The following is a 15,978-nucleotide window of genomic DNA, read 5'->3' on the forward strand; positions in this document are numbered from 1 at the left end:
AGATAAAGCTATTTCGTTTCAAAAAAAATGATAATTTTGTTTAGCATACGTTTAATCGACTAATCGATTAAACGTTTAACCGATTAAACGTTTAAAATGAAAAACATTGCCATCATCATGGGCGGCTATTCAAGCGAATACCAAATCTCACTAATTAGCGGAAACGTAGTTTACCAGTTTCTGGACAAAACCAAATACAATGCTTTCCGCATCCATATTTTTAAAGAAAAATGGGGATATGTTGATGCCAATGATGCCGAATTCCCAATTGACAGAAATGATTTTTCGGTAAACATAAACGGAACCAAACAAACTTTCGATTGCGTTTTCAATGCCATTCACGGAACTCCGGGTGAAGATGGATTGATGCAGGCTTATTTCGAATTATTAAACATTCCTCAAACTGCCTGCGATTATTACCAAGCTGCATTAACTTTCAACAAACGTGACTTGTTATCGGTATTGAAACCATACGGAATCAAAACAGCCAATTCCTATTATCTAAACAAAGGTGACATCATCAACACTGACGAAATTGTTCAAAAACTAGGTTTGCCTTGTTTTGTAAAACCAAACAAAGCGGGTTCTAGTTTCGGGATTTCAAAAGTAAAAACTGCTGCCGAATTGCCAATCGCCATTGAAGTAGCTTATAAAGAAGACAACGAAATCATCATAGAAAGTTTCCTTGACGGAACCGAAGTTTCTGTCGGAGTCATCAACTACAAAGGAACAGTAACTGTTTTACCAATAACCGAAATTATCTCCGAAAATGATTTCTTCGATTATGAAGCCAAATACCAAGGTAAATCACAGGAAATTACACCAGCTAGAATTTCAGATGAAATGACCCAAAAAGTGGGAGAAATTGCAAAACGTGCCTACGAAGTGCTTAAAATGAAAGGATTCTCTCGAAGCGAATTCATCATTGTGGACGGCGAACCTCATATGCTGGAAATGAACACCATTCCTGGCCTAACGACCGAAAGTTTGATTCCACAACAAGCCAAAGCAGCTGGAATTTCACTGGAAGATTTATTCACAAATGCTATTGAGTTAGCGATTAATTAAGTTGCTAAGAGTTTTAAAATCTTTAATATTATATCCTCAAGATCCTGCAAGGTTTCCAAGACCTTGTAGGTATGTTTTAAAAATCAAATACCTACAAGGTCAAAAAAAGACCTTGCAGGAAAATCAATTAACAACATAAAATAAAGTTTTAAAAACTCAGAATCTTAGCAACTTAGAATCTTTAAACTAAAACAATGAACAAAACCAGAATTGAAGCCTTTAGTGATGGCGTTTTAGCCATTATCATTACCATAATGGTTTTAGAAATAAAAGCACCTGAAGAAGATAGCTTTGAATCTTTAAAACACTTGATTCCAGTTTTCTTAAGCTATGTTTTGAGTTTTATATACGTTGGGATTTATTGGAACAACCATCATCATATGTTTCAAGTGGTAAAAAAAGTGAATGGCTCTATTTTGTGGGGCAATCTTTTTTTACTCTTTTGGCTTTCATTGATTCCGTTTGCAACAAGCTGGATTGGAGAACATCATTTTGCAGCAGTGCCAATGAGCATTTATGGCTTTGTCCTACTGATGTGTGCGATAGCATATAATTTGCTCCAAAATAAAATTATAAGACTAGAAGGTAAAGATTCAATTTTACACCGTGCAGTTGAAAAAGACTTAAAAGGCAAAATATCAGCATTAGCATATCTTTTGGCAATTCCCTTGGCTTTTGTCTCGCCTTGGATTTCTGGTCTGCTTTATATTGCTGTAGCAATGCTCTGGATTGTTCCAGATTCAAGAATTGAAAAACAACTAAATTAAATCGAAATGAAGAAAGCCATATTCCCGGGATCGTTTGACCCTATCACTTTAGGTCACGAAGACATCATCAATAGAGGTATTTCGCTTTTTGATGAAATCGTAATTGCCATTGGGGTCAATGCCGAAAAAAAATACATGTTTTCACTCGAGGAAAGAAAACGTTTCATTGAAGAAACATTCAAAAATGAACCCAAAGTTACGGTCATCACTTACGAAGGTTTAACAATCGACTTATGTCATAAAATCAAAGCCGATTTTATCCTAAGAGGATTGCGTAACCCAGCCGACTTTGAATTCGAAAAAGCAATCGCCCACACAAATAGACGATTATCCAAAATAGAAACTGTCTTTTTATTGACTGCAGCACGAACTTCATACATAAGCTCCAGTATAGTGAGAGATGTTATCCGAAATTTCGGTGAATACGAAATGCTGGTTCCAGAAGCCGTAAGGGTTAAATTGCATAAGTAGTATTGGCTAATGTTTTGATTTAGTACAAAGATTTTGAAGAAATGGAATTCTTTGAAAATTATAAACTCTGATACTACCAGAAGACACGAGCAAAACATAAACTTGCAAAACCTACCATTTAAGCGTAATTTTGCAACCTAAAATAACACATTCCATATAATGAGCTTCGAAAGAGAATTAAATAAACGCAGCGGTTCACAATGTGAATTATGCGCTGCCACAGAAAACCTAAAAGAGTTCCAAATATTACCTACCAAAAAAGGAGGATTGGACGAAAGTATTTTTGCTTGTTCTACTTGTATTGACCAAATTGAAAATCCAGGACACGAAGATTTAAATCACTGGAGATGCTTGAATGACAGTATGTGGAGCGAACACGTTCCAGTTCAAGTTTCAGCTTGGAGAATGTTAAGCCGTTTGCGTAAAAATGGTTGGCCGCAAGAGCTTTTGGAGCAAATGTATTTTGACGAAGATACACTGGAATGGGCACAAGCCACAGGTGAAGGAGAAGATGATGAAAACAAAATCATTCACCGCGATGTTAATGGAGTTATTCTAACCCACGGAGATTCTGTAGTATTAATCAAAGATCTAAAAGTAAAAGGATCAAGTATGGTTGCCAAACAAGGAACTTCGGTACGTAACATCCGTTTGGATCATGAAAATGCAGAATACATTGAAGGAAAAGTAGATGGCCAACAAATTGTGATTATCACGCAATACGTTAAGAAAATATAATTTCGGTTCCTATAAAAATAAAAAACGTCCCAATAAATTGGGACGTTTTTGTTTATAATACTATCTTCAATTAGCTTTTTTGAAATAATTTTTCAACTTGCTCTTTTGATAATGGCTCAGAAATATGAGTAGCGCTAGCATCTTTATTCGAAACCATAAACTGTACTGTTGTTTTGTCTGAACTTACAATATAGTGTAACCAAACAAAATTATTAGGCAATTCCAATTTCACATCATTCAAAGGACTTGCAGAAAATCCACCTGTAATGATTTTGTAAAGGCTTTGGTAAGCATTATCAACATTTTTAAAAGTAAAAGCTTTCAAAGCAGCCTCTTCTTCTTCACTTTGTACAGTTGTGTAAAAAAAGGTGAAGTCATCTCCAATTTTTTGAACATAAAAACTATTATTTACTCTTCCCAATTTTTCAACTGGCACAGTTTCAACAACTTTAATTTGGCTAAAACCAATAGAACTAATAAACAAAACAGCAATCGCAATAATTTTTTTCATAATTTATTTGGGGTTTAATGATATACTTGATAGGTAAGTATTTGTTAGCAAACATAATAATAAAAAGAAACATCTCCTTTCTATTATTATGTTTTTATCAACAGTAATTTATTTATTTTGTTTGTAAATTAACACTACAACTCATAAGATTTTGAATTTCTGGGTTTTAAAAACCAATAAAATTACTCCTCTTCCTTTTTAATAACCTTTCTTGCTACTTCAATTTTAAATTTTTTGCCTTTCATTTTTTCATCTTTTACATGATGCAATAAGTCTTTGACTTTATTGAATTTAACTGCTGCAAAGGAGATAAAATCTTTCACTTCAATTAATCCTAAATCCCCTTTTTCCAACTTACCTTTTTGGGAAAAGAAACCTACGATGTCTATTTTGTTCAGTTTATTTTTCTTTCCACCACTAATATAAATGGTTTGAAACTCTGGAGGTTTTGGTAGTGTGATTGAATTTTCAACATTAAACACTTCCATGCCGTAATCCAAATAATCCATTTTTTTCTCACTCTCATGTGCTATCACATAAGCTGTCCCCGAAGCCAACATACGGGCTGTACGCCCATTTCTATGAGTAAACTCATCTTCTTTCAAAGGCAGATGATAGTGAATTACATGTTTCATTTCAGGAATATCCAAACCACGCGCGGCGAGATCAGTGGTGATTAAATAACTCATACTTCCATTACGGAATTGAATTAACGATCTTTCACGTTCATCCTGATCCATTCCACCATGATAATAAGTGGAATAAATTCCTTTTTCGTTTAAGGTATCGCTAATACGCTCTGCAGCATCACGGTGGTTACAAAAAACAATCGCCTGCTGTGATTTTAAAGAACATATAAGATTAAACAAACTCCCTAGTTTGTCTTTTTCTTTCGAAACTACCATTTTGGTAGCCAAGTTACTTTCCTGTTCCTCTTCGGTTGGGATAAAATCCAAGATTGTTGGGTTTACAACTCGTGTATATTTTGGAATTTCAATATCTGATGTAGCCGAAACCAATACTCGTTTGTTGAGTTTACTCAATTTACCAATAATGAAAGACATTTGTTCGTGGAAACCTAACTGTAACGATTTGTCAAACTCGTCCAGAATTAAAGTTTGGATTTTATCCAATCGAAAAGTCCCTCTGTCGATATGGTCTGCAATTCGACCCGGAGTTCCAATTAAAACTGCGGGTGGATTACTCAAATTTTTGATTTCGGTATCAATGGAATGTCCGCCGTAACAAACATTTACTTTGTAATCAGTTCCCATTTTTTTCCAAACCTGTTCAATTTGCAATCCTAATTCACGCGATGGAACCAGAATCAAACATTGAACCGATAGAATTTCGGGTTGTAACATTTCGAAAATAGGCAATAAAAATGCCAACGTTTTCCCAGAACCTGTTGGAGAAAGCAGTAAAACATTATTATCATTTAGGATGACATCTTGTGCAACTTCTTGCATTTCATTTAGGCTTTCTATGCCTAAATTCAATAATATATTGTTGGAATGGTGTTTCTTATTCATTTTGCAAAGGTAGTCAAAAATAACACTCTGTTTTCAATACTGGAATCGTCCATTTTATATCACAGAATTGCATAGTTTTTATGGCTAGCAATTCTGGGGTTATTTTTTTCTTTTTTAGAATGATCGTAAAAAAGCAAAATATCTCCCTTTAGCCCCGATAGAAGTAAAAATCCTTGTGTGCCGGGGTTCGGCACACAAGATTGTAACGGATAGCGGGACGATGCTGACTAAAAGAGCCTAATCTTCCTGCTCCAAAAAATTAATTATTGAACTAAGGTCTAATTTTAAAAAGCTTCGGTAAGTCTAAAATAAAATCCCCAATCCCCGCGGCCAACTGCAGCATCTATCCCAGCATTTATTTTTTGACCTGCCTTTTCAATTACCTGATAACGAACACCTGCTCCTAAGCTTGGCAGTGGTTTACTCCAAGAGGCTCCTGAATTGTACCAATCCCCTGCTGCTGCACCTTCTTCGGATTTTCTATAGGCAATTCCAAGTCCGACAAATCCAACATATCCCCACTTTTTATAAAAATTATTTCTAAATTCAGTTTGAGCAGTATAAGTTTGATTTCCTCTATATTCCCCTTGAGTATATCCTCTTAAATCTGTTTGACCAATATAATCCTGCGAAGCAAAAGGAACATCTCCAAAATTGGCTTTCATTGCAAATCGACTGGCCAAAATTTTGTGATCCCCCATTCCTTTATAATAATTTACATATAACATTGTTTTAATGAAATCATGATCATTATCCAGCCAAGATGGAACTGTAGAAAATCTACCGTCTATAAAAAGACCAGAACTCGGGTTATAGACACTGTTTCGGGTATCATAACTAATGGGTATGGATAGCGAATTGGTATTATTAGGTTCCACCACTTCGGAATTATCCGGAAGTGTGATCGTTACATCTGAGCGCATCATAAATCCTCCAAGCCCTAAATAAAAATTTTCGAAAACTCTTCTCTGTATTGCAAATACATACAGGGCACCTTTTGTTGTATAAGGGGTTTCGTAGACTCCTGTCACGCTCCCATCACCGCCATCTTCAAAGGATTGAAAAGCCTGAAAATTATAATTAATATATCCTGCTGCAGCAATTATCCTCCAGTAATCTTCCTTAAGATAAAGACGTGTTCCTACTAAAAAGTAGAAAGAATCGTTTGTAGCATAATTCCCCACAGCCATTAATCTGGAAAGAGGTGCTTTCTTTGAATTGTCAGCCTTAAAAAAACCCATCGCAATTACTCCGACTCCAAGTCCCTGTGAACGGTCATATGTCAAAGTAGGCAAAGGCATAAAGGCAAATTTCTTTTCTTTCTTTTTGACTGTGTCGTTTTTTTTAACTGTATCCAAATTGGCGATCAGCATTGTTGTGAATATTGTCTTTCTACTAATCAACCTTTTTTCACTATTTGAAAATGCAAAAACATAAAAAGTACAAAATAAAAATGCTGGGAGTAGGAAGGTTCTTTTCATTTGAATCTAAATTTTGAATACAAATAAATACTATTTGTAAAAATTCAACTATCAAAAATAAGAATAAACAAATTCAAAAACACTTTTTATTTAAGATAAATCCATTAATTCTCAACCTAATATATAAGCAACTAAATTGTGTGGGGTTTTGGTTCAAAAAAAAATTAAGCATCTTAATTTCATCTTAGATCTTAAGCCAGATTTGAGACAAAAAAATAATTATAAATTAATTACATTTGGAACCCACATTCAAAATTATCCCTATGCAATTAGCACGCTTTTATTTCCTGTTGATCACAGTTTCAATTTTTGCCCAAAACAATAATAAATACAATACTTTTTTCGAAAAAGGAAATGGAAATCAATCGGCTAATTATCAAGAAACAATGGCCTATTATACTCTTTTGGCTCATGATTTTCAGACTATCAAAATGGAAAAAATGGGGTTGACGGATAGTGGCGAACCTTTATACATGATTACTTTCAATCCTGAAAAAAAATTTAATTTTGATGAAATTCAAAAAAACAAAGCGGTATTATTCCTTAATAATGGGATTCACGCAGGCGAACCGGACGGTATAGATGCAACTATGCAATTGTTTCGGGATTTAGCTTTAGGAAAAATAAAAACACCAAAAAACACGGTAATAGTAACAATTCCTATTTACAATATCGGCGGTGCTTTGAACAGAAACTCATCCTCAAGAGCCAACCAAGAAGGGCCAGAAGAATATGGTTTTCGAGGTAATGCCAGAAACTATGATTTGAATCGTGATATGATTAAATCCGATACGAGAAACACCAAGAGCTTTGTTGCTATCTATCATAAAATAAATCCAGATGTTTTTATAGACAATCACGTGAGTAATGGTTCGGATTATCAATACAAACTCACATATATTATGACGCAGCACAATAAATTAGGCACTATCTTAGGAGATTATATGAACACTGAAATGATGCCATTTATTGTAAAAGATTTGGAACAAAAAAACATTCCAACAACACCATATGTCAATGCATTTGAGGAAACGCCAGATAATGGTTTTATACAATTTTCGGATACACCAAGATATACAACAGGTTACGCTTCTCTTTTCAATACTATTGGGTTTGTTGTTGAAACCCACATGCTAAAAAAATATGCTGATCGTGTAAAAGCCACTTACGAATATATGATTACCACAATCGATTTTACCGATTTGAATTATAAAAAAATAAAAGAATTGCGTGCCAAAAATGAAGAACAATATAAACCTAAAAAATCATATCCTGTTGAATGGAAAATAGACAGTTCTAAGGCTACAACCTTTTTGTTTTCTGGCTTTGAAGCTTCCTATAAAAAAAGCGAGGTAACAACTGGACAACGATTATTTTATGATAGAACCAAACCTTATCAAAAAAATGTTCCTTATATCAAAGAATATAAATCGGTAAAAGATGTGACAATTCCGAAAGCCTATATTGTCCCTAAAGGATATTGGAATGTGATTGATTTATTAAAAAGTAATAATTGCAAGTACACACAATTAAAAAAAGATACCATTATTGAAGTCGAAGGTTATAAAATTGCCGATTTCAAGACTTCAAGTCAAGCCTATGAAGGACATTATCCGCATAGAAATACAAAATTGACAGCAACTCTTGAGAAGAAATTCTTTGCGAAAGGAGATTATGTGTTCTTTACTGAACAAAAAGCAGTAAAATATTTACTGGAAACTTTAGAACCCGAAGCTGTTGATTCGTTCTTCAATTGGAACTTTTTCGATAGCATTTTACAACAAAAAGAAGGATATTCAGAATATGTTTTTGAGGATTTGGCTGCTCAACTTTTAAAAGACAACCCTAGTTTAAAAACTGAATTGGAAACCAAAGTTAATAATGATCCAATATTTGCAAAAAATAGCGAAGCACAATTGGACTGGGTTTATAAACATTCCAAATTCTATGAAAAAGAACATTTACAATATCCTGTTTACAGATTATTGAACTAATATTATTTATTTGATTAATTTTTCCTCTTCAAATAGAAGCTTAATATTCTCATATGAATTTTCTAATGCTTTTGGAATTTCACTTGGCTTAAGCCAGGCCACTTTTTCAATTCCTTCTTCTAATTGGCCTTTCGGAGTGCCTTCAAATGTAGATTGCATTTCAAACCAATGGGTGATTTTTAATTTGTATTTTCCATTTCGCTTAAAAACATGGTAGGTCTTTTGAAGTTTTTTAACAACTTCCAATTCATTTACGCCAGTTTCTTCTTCAACTTCCCGCATGGCGGTTTCCTCAATTAACTCTCCTTTATCCGTCCCCCCTTTAGGCAAATCCCATTTTCCATTTCTAAAAATGAATAAAACTTCCCCTTTTTTATTATAAACCAGTCCACCTCCTGCTTTATTTACAGGGATTTTTGCTTTCAAAGTTTTCATAATCACACTTTCATCAGGGTGATAGAGATAGGCTTTCTTAATTTTATTTTGAAACATTTTAACAATAACCTGCTCGATATCAATACTATCTAACAAGAAAAGTTGAAAATCTGTCTCCTTAGAGATTTGATTTGTCAAAAAAAGTGGTTTGTCGTTAACAAAAACTTTATACATTTGTATTATGATTTTTAATAAAGATACAGCCGAAAAAACAGCCGAATTGCTTTTGCAAATAAATGCAATTAAATTGAATCCAGGAAATCCTTTTACATGGGCTTCTGGATGGAAATCGCCTATATATTGCGATAATCGTTTAATCCTCTCGTTTCCAGCCATAAGAAATTATGTTAGGGACGAATTTTCTAAAAACATCGAGAAACAATTTGGTAAGCCAGATGTTATTGCTGGTGTAGCCACTGGAGCAATTGGTATTGGAATGTTAGTTGCAGAAAGTATGGGATTACCTTTTGTATATGTTCGACCAGAACCAAAAAAACACGGGCGTCAAAACCAAGTAGAAGGTTTTTTACAAAAAGGACAAAGCGTAGTAATTATAGAAGATTTAATTAGTACTGGAAACAGTAGTTTGCTTGCCGTTGAAGGCTTACGGGAAGCAGGAGCAGTTATAAAAGGAATGGCAGCTATATTTACATATGGCTTTGAAGTTGCAGACCAGAACTTCAAAAATGCTAAAATTGATTTATACACTTTGAGCAATTATCAAAATTTATTGAATTTAGCTGTTGCCAAAAAGTATATCACAGAAGAAGAAGAGCAAACCTTGAGAGAATGGAACGTAAGTCCATCTACTTGGGCAGTTTAAATTGTTGCTTTCCGCTTTTAGATAAGATTCCTTTAAAACAAAATAACAAACAATACATAAAATAATGAACTTAGAAAGTCCAAAAGTTACGGTTGAAAAATCAAGTCAAGAATTATTCGATTTATTAAGCGATGTAAAAAACTTCGAAAAATTAATGCCCGATAATATTGCAAAATTTGAAGTTATTGGAGAAGATGCTTTTATTTTTGGATTAAAAGGAATGCCTGAAATCAAATTAAAGATGAAAGAAAAAGTAGCGCCAAACAAAATCGTTTTGGGTGCTGCAAGCGACAAACTTCCTTTTACTTTAGTAGCGAACATTGATACCATTTCTGAGCAATCAAGTGCTGTAAAACTAGATTTTGAAGGCGAATTCAATGCCATGATGGCCATGATGGTGAAAGGTCCTATTGGAAAATTCATCGAGACCTTGGCAAATAATATGACAAAACTTTAATATCTTTCTATAAAGAATAAAAGCCTTTTAGTTTTTAGCTAAAAGGCTTTTTTATTGGTTTTAAGAATGATTTCGCCTTAGTACAACATTTGCACTTCTTTCAGATTGTATTCACAAATGCTGTCATCTTCCAAAAGAATCTGAAGTTTACCTATTGAAGAAACCCCTTTTATAATACCCATAAAATTGCTTTCATTTTCATCTGTAAACGCTGTAGGAACACCTATTTTAAATAATTCATTGGTATATTCTTCCCACAAATTAGAAGCTGTTGCATCGTAATTTGCAATCATTTTTTTCATTTCCGATACTATCACCAATAGAATTTCTTCTTTATCAAAAAAAGAACCGCAAATCAACGCCAATGATGACGCTCTTGGCAAATTTTCAAATTGCATTTGATTTACGTTCAACCCAAGTCCGACAATAGACGTAATCGCTCCGCTTCCTTTTATGCTATTCTCAATCAATATGCCACCCATTTTCTTATTTGCTGACATAATGTCGTTAGGCCATTTCACACTTAATTCAGGAATATTATACTTTTTTAAAGCCCGAATTACAGCCAATGAAACCACTACATTTAGGTTAAAAACCGTCTCATTATCAAATAAAAATTCTTTAATCAAAACACTCATTATAAGGTTTTTACCAGACTCAGAATCCCACTTGGCTCCCATTTGCCCTTTCCCTTTCAACTGATTCTCAGCAGTGACAACAGTAAAATTCTGAACCTCTTGTTTGTTCGATAAACCTTTTAGAAATTCATTTGTGGAATCTATGGCATCGAGTTTGATTAGCTTCATGTGTACTTTTTTTTGTAAAACATAATTTAATATTATGTTAAGGTTCAAAATTAATCACAAAAAATGGTAACTTTACAAACTTATATAAAAAATTAAATGGCGAAAAAGACTATAAACAATGATGTTCTATTAGCGAACATTATAAAAGGAATAGAAGAAGTAAAAGGAAGTGATATCGATATTTTAGATTTAAGAGAAATAGACACAGCAGTTTGCGACTATTTCATTATATGCAATGGTAACTCAAACACTCAAGTTAATGCCATTGTCAATTCTATTCAAAAAACAGTTTCTAAAGATTTAAAAGACAAACCTTGGCATGTTGAAGGTTCTGATGTAGCAGAATGGGTTTTGATGGATTATGTACACATCGTAGTGCATGTATTCCAAAAACACATCCGTGAATACTACAACATTGAAAGTCTTTGGGGTGATGCCAAAATCACTAAAATCGAAAACAAATATTAAAGAAATAATCTTCTAATGGCTAAAGATAATAATCCAAATTCAAATAAATTTAAAGTAAGTCCTTGGTTAGTTTACACTGCAATACTATTAATTTTTTTAGGAATAAGTTTTGTAACTGGTGGATCTAGCTTTCAAGAACCTGCTCAATTAACTTCTTCTAAATTTAATTCTTACTTAGAGAAAGGACAAATTGAAAAAGTAATTGTTTACAATAAAAATGAAGCTGAAGTTTATTTAAATGCGCAAGCCTTAAATGATCCAGAACATAAAAAAGTAGCAAAAGACGTACTAGACAGGCCTAATAAAGGTCCTCATTATTCGTTTGACATTGGTAATGATCAAATTTTTCAAACCAAGTTAGAAAAAGCAGTTGCCGAGGGAAAATTAAAAGATTTTAATTTTTTACAAAAAAGCAACTGGACTGATCTATTCGTAAGCCTACTGCCAATTATTATCATTATTGGTGTTTGGATTTTTATTATGCGAAAAATGTCAGGTGGCCCAGGTGGTGGAGGTGGTCAAATTTTTAATATTGGAAAATCGAAAGCCAAGCTTTTTGATGAAAAAACAGATATTAAAACTACTTTCAAAGATGTAGCAGGTTTAGAAGGTGCAAAAGAAGAAATACAAGAAATTGTAGAATTTCTTAAAAACCCTGAAAAATACACAAATTTAGGAGGTAAAATACCGAAAGGAGCCCTACTTGTAGGACCTCCGGGAACAGGTAAAACATTATTGGCTAAAGCTGTAGCCGGAGAAGCCCAAGTACCTTTCTTCTCTTTATCTGGTTCAGATTTCGTTGAAATGTTTGTAGGTGTAGGTGCTTCAAGAGTACGTGATCTTTTCAAACAAGCTAAAGAGAAATCTCCTGCCATTATATTTATTGATGAAATTGATGCAGTAGGTAGAGCTAGAGGAAAAAGTAATATGTCAGGTGGAAATGATGAAAGAGAAAACACATTAAACCAATTATTGACTGAAATGGACGGTTTTGGTACCAATTCAAATGTAATTGTTTTGGCTGCAACAAATAGAGCCGATGTTTTAGACAAAGCCTTAATGCGTGCTGGTCGTTTTGACAGACAAATTTTTGTTGACTTACCAGATATTCGCGAAAGAGCTGAAATTTTTCAAGTACACCTTGCTCCTTTGAAAAAAATCGAAGGACTTGATACCGACTTTTTAGCAAAACAGACCCCAGGTTTTTCTGGAGCTGATATTGCCAATGTTTGTAATGAAGCTGCATTAATTGCCGCTAGAAACAATAAAGAAGCAGTAGACAAACAAGATTTCTTGGATGCAGTAGATCGTATCGTAGGAGGACTTGAAAAGAAAAACAAAATCATCACTCCAGAGGAAAAAAGAGCTATCGCTATTCACGAAGCTGGACACGCAACTGTTAGCTGGATGCTTGAACACGCTGCTCCATTGATTAAAGTAACTATCGTCCCTCGTGGACAAAGTCTTGGTGCTGCTTGGTATCTTCCAGAAGAACGTTTAATTGTACGTACAGATCAAATGCTTGACGAAATGTGTGCTACTATGGGTGGTAGAGCTGCAGAGAAAGTAACTTTTGACAGAATATCCACAGGAGCTTTAAGTGATTTAGAAAAAGTTACCAAACAAGCTCGTGCCATGGTTACCGTTTACGGATTAAATGACAAAATTGGAAATGTAACTTATTACGATTCAAGCGGGCAAAGTGAATACAGTTTTTCTAAACCATATTCTGATGAAACTGCCAAAGTAATTGACAAAGAAATTTCAGATCTTATCGAAAGTCAATACCAAAGAGCGATAATGATTCTAGAAGAAAATAAAGATAAATTAGAACAACTGGCTTCAATCTTAATCGAAAAAGAAGTTATTTTTAAAGACGATTTAGAGACCATTTTTGGAAAAAGAACTTTCGACAAAAACCTAGGTGAAGTAGTATCGTAATTACATAAAATACACAAATATTTAAAATCTTAATTCAAAACCCTGTTTTGAATTAAGATTTTTTTATCTTTGAACGTTTTCAAGTAACACAAAACGATTATTAACAAATTATGAATCTTTTTAAAAAATTATTTGGTTCTAACGACCCGTCTTCAGATGAAGCCAGAAGCGGCAATTCAGACCGACCAAATCCAGATATCAATTCCCCTTTGGATGAGCAGTTTATCTATAATTTCAAAAAAAATGGGGGTAAATTTTTATACTGTGAAAACTTAAATGAAGTAAAAGAACAATTTGAAAATATACTTGAAGAAAACGATTGGTTTGAATGCGAAGCTCTTTGCTATGAACCTAAATTGTACTTTTTGCTAGATGATAATAAGCTCACCTACGGTCAAAATATAAATCCAAAATTTTTATTGTCGAGTTGTGAAAATTTAGTGGGTGAAGAAGGTTCCATTTTATTTTCATCAAATCAAATCAAACAAAAAAAACCTAATGATTTACCTGCTAACATCATTATTTTAGCCAACACTAGTCAGATAGTTGAAGGAAAAAGTGATGGCCTTAGTGCAATTAGAAAAAAATACTTGACAGAATATCCAACAAATATCACGACAATAAAATATTTTGAAAAAGCAAAAGAGGAAGATTTCACTCAATATGGAAGCTCAGCCAAAAATTTATATTTATTGCTTTTAGAAGATCTTTAAAATGAATGAAACACTAAAAAGGTCAATATCTGGAGCTATTTACATTTTATTATTAATAGCTTCAATACAATACTCTATAGAAACTTTTTTCATTCTATTTGGAGTTTTTCTATTGATAGCGGTAATGGAATTTTGCAATTTAGTTCACTTAAACAAAATTGCCCCTATAGCAATTGCCATTGTATTTTACTTATTCTTTTATAAAATTGCCGTAGCCGTAAAGGTAGATGGCATTTTTCATATATTACGCTACAGCAAAAACTTTGACTTAGCAGTACTTTTTTTATCCCTTATCGTTTCCTTAAAATGCATCGTTTTTCTATTTGATAACAAAAATTTAAAAGTGGATACTTTTTCAAAATTTGCTTATCTAATTGGATACATTGTGTTACCATTTATTATTATTACAAAAATACCTTTTGGAATAAAAGGTTATAATCCAAACATTCTAATAAGCATTTTCATTTTAATATGGACCAATGATACTTTTGCCTATTTAGTCGGTAAAACTTTTGGTAAACATAAATTATTTGAAAGAATTTCCCCTAAAAAAACCATCGAAGGATTTTTAGGCGGAATAGGATTTGCATTAATTGCCAGTTATTTTATCTCAAAATATTTTTTAATGCTACCTGAAAAAAACACCTACATTTGGATTATAATCGCTTTGATTGTTGGTATTTTCGGGACAATTGGTGATTTAGTTGAATCAAAATTCAAACGGATTTCAGAAAAAAAAGACAGTGGAAACATAATGCCTGGCCATGGAGGCATTCTAGATCGACTAGATAGTGTTATCTTTGTAGCACCAATAATATTTTTATTTTATCAAATTTTAAGTTATGTTTCATAAAGAAGGAACTCAAAGTATTTTATTCGGCACAATTTTTACTGCCATCGTTTGTTTAGTATCAGATCGTTTTATTCAAATAGAATGGATTAAAATGACCATTGAAATAGCTGCGCTATTACTATTAATTATCATTTTGCAATTTTTCAGAAATCCAAAACGAACAGTAGAAATAAACGAGAACCATATTATTGCTCCTGTAGACGGAAAAGTTGTGGTAATAGAAGAGGTATTTGAAACTGAATATTTCAAAGATAAAAGAATTCAAGTTTCAATTTTTATGTCCCCTATAAACGTTCACGTTACGCGTTATGCGCTAAGCGGTATTGTAAAATTCAGCAAATATCATCCTGGTAAGTTTCTTGTAGCTTGGCATCCAAAAGCAAGTGAAGAAAATGAAAGAACCACAGTTGTCGTTGAAAACAAAACGTTTGGTGCAATATTATACCGTCAAATTGCTGGTGCTTTAGCCAGACGTATAGTAAATTATGCTCAAGAAGGAATGCAAGTAGTACAAGGTACCGATGCTGGTTTTATTAAATTTGGTTCGAGAGTAGATATATTTTTACCAATAGGTACTCCAATTAATGTGGTACTTGACCAAAAAGCAATTGGAGGAAAAACTATAATTGCAATTAAATCTTAATGATTGAAAAAGATTTAGATAAACAATTTAAGGAAGCAGTTGAAATCGCTTCCTTTATGACCCAAGCATCTTTACCACAAGATGTCCAGCTACGTCTTTATGCCTTTTATAAGCATGCTACATTTGATAAAACCAAGTTTACCGTTATGGACAATTCTGACTTAAGAAATGCATTCAAAACCAATGCCTGGATTCAGATTAGTCATCTTTCGCAAGACGAAGCCAAACAACAATATATTGAACTAATTCATTCCTTAATAAAGTAATTGTATTATTC

General features: G+C 33.3%; 18 protein-coding genes. 13 read left to right on the forward strand and 5 right to left on the reverse strand.

Going from position 1 to position 15,978, the window contains the following annotated elements; genetic code table 11:
* Positions 1-96 precede the first annotated feature (96 nt).
* The 4 genes from AC1DY0_RS13760 (at position 97) to AC1DY0_RS13775 (ending at position 3,044) form a co-directional block, all read left to right on the forward strand.
* A complete protein-coding gene (locus AC1DY0_RS13760) occupies positions 97-1,068 on the forward strand; it encodes a D-alanine--D-alanine ligase (protein ID WP_477189163.1) in 972 nt (323 codons plus the stop codon).
* Positions 1,069-1,262: 194 nt separating this feature from the next.
* Positions 1,263-1,835 carry a TMEM175 family protein gene (locus AC1DY0_RS13765; RefSeq protein ID WP_477189164.1) on the forward strand — a complete coding sequence of 191 codons (573 nt, stop codon included), beginning with the start codon at positions 1,263-1,265 and terminating at the stop codon, positions 1,833-1,835.
* Between the two features lie 6 nt (positions 1,836-1,841).
* Positions 1,842-2,306: a pantetheine-phosphate adenylyltransferase gene (gene coaD / locus AC1DY0_RS13770; RefSeq protein WP_116797677.1), complete on the forward strand. Its 465-nt coding sequence runs from the start codon at positions 1,842-1,844 to the stop codon at positions 2,304-2,306.
* Positions 2,307-2,465: 159 nt separating this feature from the next.
* Positions 2,466-3,044, forward strand: coding sequence for a PhnA domain-containing protein (locus AC1DY0_RS13775; protein ID WP_477189165.1), 579 nt, complete (start codon positions 2,466-2,468; stop codon positions 3,042-3,044).
* A gap of 70 nt (positions 3,045-3,114) precedes the next feature.
* Here AC1DY0_RS13775 and AC1DY0_RS13780 read toward each other — a convergent pair whose 3' ends face one another.
* The 3 genes from AC1DY0_RS13780 to AC1DY0_RS13790 form a co-directional block, all read right to left on the reverse strand.
* On the reverse strand, positions 3,115-3,555 hold the full coding sequence (locus tag AC1DY0_RS13780; RefSeq protein ID WP_477189166.1) for a hypothetical protein: 441 nt from the start codon (positions 3,553-3,555) through the stop codon (positions 3,115-3,117).
* 182 nt (positions 3,556-3,737) lie between these two features.
* Positions 3,738-5,087, reverse strand: a complete 1,350-nt coding sequence (locus AC1DY0_RS13785; RefSeq protein WP_477189167.1) for a DEAD/DEAH box helicase — start codon at positions 5,085-5,087, stop codon at positions 3,738-3,740.
* 284 nt (positions 5,088-5,371) lie between these two features.
* Positions 5,372-6,568, reverse strand: a complete 1,197-nt coding sequence (locus tag AC1DY0_RS13790) for a BamA/TamA family outer membrane protein (RefSeq protein ID WP_477189168.1) — start codon at positions 6,566-6,568, stop codon at positions 5,372-5,374.
* A 263-nt stretch (positions 6,569-6,831) separates the two neighbouring features.
* Between AC1DY0_RS13790 and AC1DY0_RS13795 the strand changes: the two genes are divergently transcribed.
* Complete coding sequence (locus AC1DY0_RS13795) at positions 6,832-8,562, forward strand: M14 family metallopeptidase (protein WP_477189169.1); 1,731 nt, start codon at positions 6,832-6,834, stop codon at positions 8,560-8,562.
* A 6-nt stretch (positions 8,563-8,568) separates the two neighbouring features.
* Here the strand turns inward: AC1DY0_RS13795 and AC1DY0_RS13800 are convergent, their stop codons facing one another.
* Complete coding sequence (locus AC1DY0_RS13800) at positions 8,569-9,171, reverse strand: NUDIX hydrolase (protein ID WP_477189170.1); 603 nt, start codon at positions 9,169-9,171, stop codon at positions 8,569-8,571.
* 7 nt (positions 9,172-9,178) lie between these two features.
* Between AC1DY0_RS13800 and pyrE the strand changes: the two genes are divergently transcribed.
* Both pyrE and AC1DY0_RS13810 read left to right on the forward strand, forming a co-directional pair.
* Entirely contained in the window at positions 9,179-9,820 is a 642-nt protein-coding gene (pyrE, locus tag AC1DY0_RS13805; RefSeq protein WP_477189171.1) for an orotate phosphoribosyltransferase, read from the forward strand.
* Positions 9,821-9,884: 64 nt separating this feature from the next.
* The gene (locus AC1DY0_RS13810; RefSeq protein ID WP_173504972.1) at positions 9,885-10,277 is read left to right on the forward strand and encodes an SRPBCC family protein; all 393 of its coding nucleotides are present in this window, start codon (positions 9,885-9,887) and stop codon (positions 10,275-10,277) included.
* 77 nt (positions 10,278-10,354) lie between these two features.
* Here the strand turns inward: AC1DY0_RS13810 and AC1DY0_RS13815 are convergent, their stop codons facing one another.
* Complete coding sequence (locus tag AC1DY0_RS13815) at positions 10,355-11,083, reverse strand: biotin--[acetyl-CoA-carboxylase] ligase (protein ID WP_477189172.1); 729 nt, start codon at positions 11,081-11,083, stop codon at positions 10,355-10,357.
* A 96-nt stretch (positions 11,084-11,179) separates the two neighbouring features.
* Between AC1DY0_RS13815 and rsfS the strand changes: the two genes are divergently transcribed.
* The 6 genes from rsfS to AC1DY0_RS13845 all read left to right on the forward strand — a co-directional run bounded on the left by rsfS (position 11,180) and on the right by AC1DY0_RS13845 (position 15,967).
* Complete coding sequence (gene rsfS / locus AC1DY0_RS13820; protein WP_111408889.1) at positions 11,180-11,551, forward strand: ribosome silencing factor; 372 nt, start codon at positions 11,180-11,182, stop codon at positions 11,549-11,551.
* 15 nt (positions 11,552-11,566) lie between these two features.
* The gene (ftsH, locus tag AC1DY0_RS13825) at positions 11,567-13,492 is read left to right on the forward strand and encodes an ATP-dependent zinc metalloprotease FtsH (RefSeq protein ID WP_477189173.1); all 1,926 of its coding nucleotides are present in this window, start codon (positions 11,567-11,569) and stop codon (positions 13,490-13,492) included.
* Between the two features lie 110 nt (positions 13,493-13,602).
* Positions 13,603-14,205 carry a lactate utilization protein B/C gene (locus tag AC1DY0_RS13830; RefSeq protein WP_477189174.1) on the forward strand — a complete coding sequence of 201 codons (603 nt, stop codon included), beginning with the start codon at positions 13,603-13,605 and terminating at the stop codon, positions 14,203-14,205.
* Position 14,206: 1 nt separating this feature from the next.
* Positions 14,207-15,058 carry a phosphatidate cytidylyltransferase gene (locus tag AC1DY0_RS13835; protein ID WP_477189175.1) on the forward strand — a complete coding sequence of 284 codons (852 nt, stop codon included), beginning with the start codon at positions 14,207-14,209 and terminating at the stop codon, positions 15,056-15,058.
* On the forward strand, positions 15,048-15,701 hold the full coding sequence (locus AC1DY0_RS13840; RefSeq protein ID WP_477189176.1) for a phosphatidylserine decarboxylase family protein: 654 nt from the start codon (positions 15,048-15,050) through the stop codon (positions 15,699-15,701). The genes AC1DY0_RS13835 and AC1DY0_RS13840 overlap by 11 nt, the downstream gene beginning before the upstream one ends.
* On the forward strand, positions 15,701-15,967 hold the full coding sequence (locus AC1DY0_RS13845) for an acyl-CoA-binding protein (RefSeq protein WP_477189177.1): 267 nt from the start codon (positions 15,701-15,703) through the stop codon (positions 15,965-15,967). The genes AC1DY0_RS13840 and AC1DY0_RS13845 overlap by 1 nt, the downstream gene beginning before the upstream one ends.
* Positions 15,968-15,978 lie beyond the last annotated feature (11 nt).

The sequence above is a fragment of the Flavobacterium sp. P1_E4 genome, assembly GCF_056405915.1.

Bases quoted from the DNA above. Each gene is read 5' to 3' on its own strand.
- AC1DY0_RS13760 (WP_477189163.1), top strand. From the start codon at position 97: ATGAAAAACATTGCCATCATCATGGGCGGCTATTCAAGCGAATACCAA.
- AC1DY0_RS13835 (WP_477189175.1), top strand. From the start codon at position 14,207: ATGAATGAAACACTAAAAAGGTCAATATCTGGAGCTATTTACATTTTA.
- AC1DY0_RS13785 (WP_477189167.1), bottom strand. From the start codon at position 5,087: ATGAATAAGAAACACCATTCCAACAATATATTATTGAATTTAGGCATA.
- AC1DY0_RS13845 (WP_477189177.1), top strand. From the start codon at position 15,701: ATGATTGAAAAAGATTTAGATAAACAATTTAAGGAAGCAGTTGAAATC.
- AC1DY0_RS13775 (WP_477189165.1), top strand. From the start codon at position 2,466: ATGAGCTTCGAAAGAGAATTAAATAAACGCAGCGGTTCACAATGTGAA.
- AC1DY0_RS13780 (WP_477189166.1), bottom strand. From the start codon at position 3,555: ATGAAAAAAATTATTGCGATTGCTGTTTTGTTTATTAGTTCTATTGGT.
- AC1DY0_RS13800 (WP_477189170.1), bottom strand. From the start codon at position 9,171: ATGTATAAAGTTTTTGTTAACGACAAACCACTTTTTTTGACAAATCAA.
- coaD (WP_116797677.1), top strand. From the start codon at position 1,842: ATGAAGAAAGCCATATTCCCGGGATCGTTTGACCCTATCACTTTAGGT.
- AC1DY0_RS13810 (WP_173504972.1), top strand. From the start codon at position 9,885: ATGAACTTAGAAAGTCCAAAAGTTACGGTTGAAAAATCAAGTCAAGAA.
- AC1DY0_RS13815 (WP_477189172.1), bottom strand. From the start codon at position 11,083: ATGAAGCTAATCAAACTCGATGCCATAGATTCCACAAATGAATTTCTA.
- AC1DY0_RS13795 (WP_477189169.1), top strand. From the start codon at position 6,832: ATGCAATTAGCACGCTTTTATTTCCTGTTGATCACAGTTTCAATTTTT.
- AC1DY0_RS13790 (WP_477189168.1), bottom strand. From the start codon at position 6,568: ATGAAAAGAACCTTCCTACTCCCAGCATTTTTATTTTGTACTTTTTAT.
- rsfS (WP_111408889.1), top strand. From the start codon at position 11,180: ATGGCGAAAAAGACTATAAACAATGATGTTCTATTAGCGAACATTATA.
- AC1DY0_RS13830 (WP_477189174.1), top strand. From the start codon at position 13,603: ATGAATCTTTTTAAAAAATTATTTGGTTCTAACGACCCGTCTTCAGAT.
- AC1DY0_RS13840 (WP_477189176.1), top strand. From the start codon at position 15,048: ATGTTTCATAAAGAAGGAACTCAAAGTATTTTATTCGGCACAATTTTT.
- AC1DY0_RS13765 (WP_477189164.1), top strand. From the start codon at position 1,263: ATGAACAAAACCAGAATTGAAGCCTTTAGTGATGGCGTTTTAGCCATT.
- pyrE (WP_477189171.1), top strand. From the start codon at position 9,179: ATGATTTTTAATAAAGATACAGCCGAAAAAACAGCCGAATTGCTTTTG.
- ftsH (WP_477189173.1), top strand. From the start codon at position 11,567: ATGGCTAAAGATAATAATCCAAATTCAAATAAATTTAAAGTAAGTCCT.